At 31.5% G+C, this 5495-nt stretch carries 3 protein-coding genes and 1 pseudogene; 3 read left to right on the top strand and 1 reads right to left on the bottom strand.

The annotated features are described in order from the left end of the window. Window positions 1-529 (bottom strand): annotated as a pseudogene (locus tag ACIQ11_RS08565) (endonuclease/exonuclease/phosphatase family protein); the annotation flags it as partial. 134 nt (window positions 530-663) lie between these two features. Between ACIQ11_RS08565 and ACIQ11_RS08560 the strand changes: the two are divergent. Genes ACIQ11_RS08560 through ACIQ11_RS08550 form a run of 3 tightly spaced genes read left to right on the top strand, consistent with a single transcriptional unit; the run spans window position 664 to window position 5452 of the window. Beyond that, window positions 664-3432 carry a carboxypeptidase-like regulatory domain-containing protein gene (locus ACIQ11_RS08560; protein WP_396154234.1) on the top strand — a complete coding sequence of 923 codons (2769 nt, stop codon included), beginning with the start codon at window positions 664-666 and terminating at the stop codon, window positions 3430-3432. 11 nt (window positions 3433-3443) lie between these two features. Further along, window positions 3444-4061 carry a choice-of-anchor J domain-containing protein gene (locus ACIQ11_RS08555; RefSeq protein WP_396154233.1) on the top strand — a complete coding sequence of 206 codons (618 nt, stop codon included), beginning with the start codon at window positions 3444-3446 and terminating at the stop codon, window positions 4059-4061. A 5-nt stretch (window positions 4062-4066) separates the two neighbouring features. Beyond that, complete coding sequence (locus tag ACIQ11_RS08550; RefSeq protein ID WP_396154232.1) at window positions 4067-5452, top strand: DUF5689 domain-containing protein; 1386 nt, start codon at window positions 4067-4069, stop codon at window positions 5450-5452. The last annotated feature ends 43 nt before the right edge of the window (window positions 5453-5495 follow it).

Genomic DNA, 5495 nt, shown 5'->3' with positions numbered 1-5495 from the left:
TGGTTTTTATGTCTACCACATTATCATCGGTATCTTCTACTTTTTCTTTGTCTTTTGCTTTTTTATCGGTTTCATCTTCTGTAACAATTAAGGCATAATTTTTATAACTCGTAGGTTGAAAATGTCCTTTTTGATATAAAAATCCGGTATCAATTCCACGTCTATCTGGCGAATCAAAATGAATAACCGAATAGCCTTTAGCAGCTAAAAGTGGTTGCTTACATAGGTCTTCTAATACTTGTCTGTTTTCAATTTCGGCTACGCCTAAAATCACTGGAGAATTCTTTTGCTCGGCGCTTGTTCCAAGTTGAGAAATTACTCGTTCTAATTTTTGAAGTTTATCTTTATAATTTTCAGGCGTATAAATAAAATCTTCATCATTTATATTTGGGTCATTAATGGTGTCAAATAAGTTTTCTAAATTGTAAAAAGCAATTGTATTAACCAGGTAGGTCTTTTTTCCTTGAGAAAAACTTGCAGAAACACATAATAGTATCGCTAAAGCACTGTAAATTGATTTGATGTTCATATTTAAGGTTAAGTTATAATTATATAAAGTGTAAAATTTGAAACAAAGGTAAATAATTTAATTTATTGTTTTATATTTGTTAGCTTTTTAGTTTGTTACTAAATTGCTTGTAAGGTATTAATTTAAAATTAAGTATGAAAAAACTTGTATTAAGTCTTTTGTTTTTGTTTCAGGCTGTTTTTGTAATGGCTCAAAACCAATCAACTGTAAAAGGAAAGGTAGTTGATTCAAAATCGCAAAGCCCTTTGGGTAGCGTGAAAGTAATGATTCAATCTAATGAACAATTTGTAACGACCAATAGTTTTGGAGAATTTCAAATTAGTGGTATTTCAGTAGGTAACCAAATTTTAGTAATTTCCGTAGAAGGATATAACACTCAAAATTTTCCAATTGAAGTAGTAGCAAATCAAACCTTAGATGTTGGTATATTGTTTTTGGAAGAAGACATTACATCAGAGCAGCAATTAAGTTTAGTAACCATTACTGAAAACGACTTAGGTGATGACAACAGTGGTTCTGAAAGTACTGCAGGTTTATTACAATCTTCAAGAGATGCTTATCAGCAAGCCGCAGCATTTAACTGGGGTTTAGCTAGATTTCGAATGAGAGGTTTAGATAATGAATATGGAGTAACTATGATTAATGGTATTTCAATGAATAAAATCTATGATGGAAGACCACAATGGAGCAACTGGGGCGGATTAAATGACGCCACAAGAATCCAAGAATTTACATTAGGTTCTGCACCATCAGATTATACTTTTGGAGGTATTTTAGGAACGCAAGAAATTAATACAAGAGCTTCTTTATACAGAAAAGGAACAAGAATTTCTATGGCAGGAACCAATACGAATTATTCTTGGCGTTCTATGGTTACTCATAATTCAGGTTTAATGGATAATGGTTGGGCATATAGTATTTCTGGTTCAAGAAGATGGGCGCAAGAAGCATATTTTGAAGGAACAGATTACGGAGCTAATTCCTTTTTTGCAAGTGTAGAAAAAAGAATTAATAAGAAACACAGTTTAAATTTTACAGCAATTTATGCTCAAAATACAAGAGGAAAATCGTCTCCAAATACTGCTGAGGTTAATAATTTAATGGGAATTAAATATAATTCATTTTGGGGATGGCAAGACGGTAAAAAACGAAATTCTAGAGATAAAGATGTCGAAGAACCAATTTTGATGTTGAGTCATTATTGGAAGATTTCAGATAAAACTACATTAAATACTAATGTTGCTTATCAAACGGGTTCTATAGGAAATAGTAGATTAGATTTTCAAACAGCAAATAATCCCGATCCAACCTACTATAAAAACTTACCGAGTTATTTTTCTAATTTAGGGGATACAGCTGGTGCAGTAGCAGCGCAAGGTTATTTCACAAATAATAGTCAAATTAATTGGAATAATATGTATTACGCGAACTTAAATAGTAGTGTTACTCCAGGTAAAAGTTTATATGCGTTGTATGAAGACAGAACAGATGACAAACAAATTACAGCTAACTCCATTTTATTTTCAGATTTATCAGATAATGTAAAATTAAATGCTGGAGCAAGTTTTAAAAAATTAAAATCTCATAATTTCCAGAATATGTTGGATTTATTAGGAGGACAATATTTTGAAGATATTGACCCATTCTTTTCAGGTGATATGGGACAGTCGAATCTTAATAATCCGAACCGACAAATTAAAGTTGGCGATGAATACGGATACAATTATAATTTAAATGCCATTGTTGCAGATGCATTTACACAATTTAAATTTACATACAAAAAAGTAGATTTTTACTTGGCACAATCTTTCTCAAGAACGCAATATCAAAGAGAAGGTTTATACAGAAACGGAATTTATGCCAACACGTCTTTTGGAAAAGGATCAAAACAAATTTTTGAAAATTTTGGATTCAAAGGTGGATTAACATATAAAATTACAGGGCAACATTTATTAGATTTCAATGGGGTGTATATGACAAAAGCACCAAATATGAGAAATACTTTTGCCAATGCTCGTATTAATAATAACATTACTCCAGAATTAAACAGCGAAACAATTGCGAGTGCAGATGCTTCTTATGTAGTAAGAACGCCTAAGTTTAAAGCACGTGTAACAGGATTTGCTTCAAGAGTACAAAATGCAACAGAAATTTCATTCTTTTATGCTGAAGGTATTGGAGAAGATGTAGATGGAAACGATCAAGATTCGTTTATTTCTGAACTTTTAACAGGAATTGAAAAGAGAAATTTTGGTGCTGAAATTGGTTTAGAATATCAATTTACTTCTACAATTAAAGGTACGGTTGCCGCATCATATGGTCAATATCTATATGGAAACAATCCAAACTTAAAAATTAATGACGATGCACAAGCAACTTTAACCAACACACAACCAGTTGTAGATTTTGGAAAAGCGTATTTAAAAAATTACAGATTACCAGGTATGCCACAAACAGCAGCTTCTTTAGGGTTAGAATATAGAGATCCAAATTTCTGGTGGGTTGGTGCAAATATTAATTACTTAGCTGATTCGTATTTAGACATTTCAAATATAACAAGAACAGATAATTTTAGTATAGACGGAGCTACTGGAGATAATTATTCGGGAGCTAATGAAGAAACAGTTAGAAAAGCATTAAAACAAGAAAAATTTGCTAACTTTAATTTATTAAATCTTACGGGTGGTAAATCTTGGAGAATTGATACCACTACAATTGGTTTCTTCGCTTCAATTAATAATGCGCTAGATACAACCTACAAAACGGGTGGTTTTGAACAGTCTAGAAAAGCAACTTTCCCAGATCTACAAGCTGATAATGCCAATGGTACACCAGCTTTCGGTCCTAAATATTTTTATGGATTCGGAAGAACTTATTTTATTAACTTATACGTTAACTTCTAAATAAATTGAAAATGAAAAATATATTTTTAAAAATTACGTTTGCAATTATTACTGCTGTATCTTTTGTAAGTTGTGATGTAGCTGAAACAGATATTCCGACAGTTTTTAAATACGCATTCAATGAAGGTTTTTCAACTTCTACAACAGGAAGTGGTGCTGTTGAAGTGCCAATTACTTTAACAGGATGGGTAAATCATAATGCGACTTCAACTCGTTTATGGCACGCAAGAGTTTTCACGGGTGATAATTATGCTGAATTTTCTTCGTTCTATTCTGCGGCAGGAACTAACGATGTGGCTTGGTTAATTACTCCAGCTATCGATTTAACTAGTACTACTGGTGAAATTCTTTCTTTTACTACCAAAACAAGATATTCAAATGGATATCCATTGACAGCTTTTATTTCAACAAATTATGATGGCACTACTGCTGGAATTTCAACTGCCACATGGACACCTTTAACTTTTGCAACTCCAAGTGCTGATGATGTAATAGTTAGTAGCGGAAATATTGATATTAGTGCTTATAATAGTAATAATGTTAGAATTGCTTTTAAATATACAGGAAGCAAAACCGGAGGTGTTACTACAACATGCCAATTAGATAATGTTAAGATCAATAAAAATTAATAGTTATGAAAAAAATACACATATTATTAGCAACATTACTATTTTCTACACTTTTTAGTTGTATAAATAGCGATAATTATGACGTACCAAATTTATCTGGCGAATGTAGTGATTTAACTGCAACTATAACGGTGCCGGCTTTAATAGCTACCTCTACAACAACATATCAAAAATATATTCCAAATGACATTATTGAAGCATTTATAACTTCAAGTGACGAAGGAGGAAATTTTTATAAATCAATATCATTAGTATCTGTTGATGGCACTAGAGGGTTTAGTATGCCAATAGACGCTTACAATTTATTCAATAAGTATGAGCCAGGTAGAAAAGTATATGTAAATTTAAAAGACAGATATTTTGTAACAGAAAATGGCGCTATGGTTTTAGGTTCTTTATACAATAATGGAACACCTGCTATTTTAACGGATGATGAAGTAGGAAGAATTTCTGGTGTTGAATATGAGGGAATTATTAAACGTGGTTGTACAAAAGTAAATGAAAATACTTTGGTAAATAATTTAACTATTTTGGCTACATTAAATAATGATAATTTAAATAAGCTTATCGAATTGGATAATGTGCAATTTACAGATGCATCAATTGGTAAAAAATATTTTGATGCCACTTTAAATAATTTAGGAGGTGCTACAAATCATGAAATTGTAGATCAATTTGGAAATAAAATTATTGTAAGAATTTCTGAATTTGCAAACTTTTCATCAAAACCAGTTTCAAATAAAAGCGGAAAAATACGTGGTGTATTAACCAAATTTGGAAGTACTTTCCAATTTATGGTTCGTACGGAAAATGATATTAAGTTAACGAATCCTAGATTAGTAATTGATTTAGCGCCGCCAATTGTTGGTACATCATTAACGTATGACGCTACTTTAAACGAACCTTTTACATCATACACCACTACAAATCAGCAAATTTTTCCAAAATATATCAATGATGCTGCAATTGGAACTAGATATTGGCAAGTGAAAACGTTTGGTGGAAATAAATACATTCAAATGAGCTCTTTTGGAGGAACAGCAGAAGCTAATAGAAGTTTGTTTTTTGTACCTATTAATCTTACGAGTGCCTCAACAGTTTCATTTAAAACCAAAGCTGGTTTTGCTAATGGGTCTTGTTTGAAAGTATATTATACTACAAATTATGTAGCGGGTTCAGATGTTACATCAGCGACATTAACAAATATTACGTCAAGTTTTACGATAGATGCTGGTTTGTCTTCAGGATACCCTACAAATTTTACCGATAGTGGAAATTGGGCAATACCTAGCGCATTAACTGGAAATGGCTTTTTAGTTTTTGAATATATTGGAAATGGTAGTGGTGGTGTAACTACTACAATGCAAATTGATGATATTGTTATAAACTAATTTATATAATACAAATAAAAAATGCCTTCTTAATTTTAAGAAG

Source organism: Flavobacterium sp. (assembly GCF_044361065.1).
In the GTDB taxonomy this organism is placed as follows: Bacteria; Bacteroidota; Bacteroidia; order Flavobacteriales; family Flavobacteriaceae; genus Flavobacterium.
This window is presented reverse-complemented; position numbering and strand designations above follow the sequence as displayed.

Bases quoted from the DNA above. Each gene is read 5' to 3' on its own strand.
- ACIQ11_RS08550 (WP_396154232.1), top strand. From the start codon at position 4,067: ATGAAAAAAATACACATATTATTAGCAACATTACTATTTTCTACACTT.
- ACIQ11_RS08560 (WP_396154234.1), top strand. From the start codon at position 664: ATGAAAAAACTTGTATTAAGTCTTTTGTTTTTGTTTCAGGCTGTTTTT.
- ACIQ11_RS08555 (WP_396154233.1), top strand. From the start codon at position 3,444: ATGAAAAATATATTTTTAAAAATTACGTTTGCAATTATTACTGCTGTA.